Origin of the sequence: Leptotrichia sp. OH3620_COT-345, from assembly GCF_003932895.1 — a bacterium.
In the GTDB taxonomy this organism is placed as follows: domain Bacteria; phylum Fusobacteriota; class Fusobacteriia; order Fusobacteriales; family Leptotrichiaceae; genus Pseudoleptotrichia.
The window spans coordinates 1-669 of sequence record NZ_RQYW01000087.1 but is presented as its reverse complement, the minus strand read 5'-3'; the positions used below and the strand labels follow the sequence as shown (position 1 = coordinate 669).

Below are 669 nucleotides of genomic sequence, written 5' to 3'. Positions count from 1 at the left end.
ATTGCTTACCTGATTGATAGCTTCAATAATATTATTGCCGACATTTATTAGAATTTCATCACTTACAATTACATTCTTTCTTGAAAATAGTTCGTTCTCAATCTTCATAAAGTGCATTGCTTTAGCTAAAAATTGAGCAGATGATTCATAATATAATGTTTCTAGCTCATCATCTGAAAGCTGTGTTAAATCATCATTAGCAAAAGTTGTAAGTTTTCGCTTAATCTCTTTGCCATTGTCGTCTTCCTCTACGTAAAAACGTTTCATCTATTCATACCTCTAATTTCAAATTTTTCAATAATATACCTTTTAGAGCCAAGCTCAAGGCTCACTAGATAATTATTAAAAGGGTCATTCTTGTTCAAGTCATTAGCGATCTTTCTAGCTGTTGACCGTGGATATTTTGAACTATTAATCTTCCTTGTGTACTTGTGTAATATTATCTCATTGCCTCCCTTTGCATTTTACGCTTCAATCGTTGCTTATATAGATATTCTTTGCTTGGTTCTAAACTAGACAATATCTCATCTAGTAAGTCAAACGCTTCTCCGTTATCTCCTACGCTATCAATTTTTTTAAGTGTAAGCTCGTGCATTTCATCATCATTTAAAAACATAGTAAGATAAGGGAATGCTACGGTATTTAGCAAGCTCAAGCGTGATTTAGTTA

General features: G+C 32.4%; 2 protein-coding genes. Both read right to left on the bottom strand.

What is annotated here, in order from left to right:
• Positions 1-267, bottom strand: a 267-nt coding sequence (locus EII29_RS11460) for a hypothetical protein (RefSeq protein ID WP_036853163.1), incomplete at its 3' end; no start/stop codon positions are given.
• Between the two features lie 172 nt (positions 268-439).
• The coding region (locus tag EII29_RS12945) for a hypothetical protein (protein WP_125237615.1) at positions 440-669 on the bottom strand (230 nt) is incomplete at its 5' end.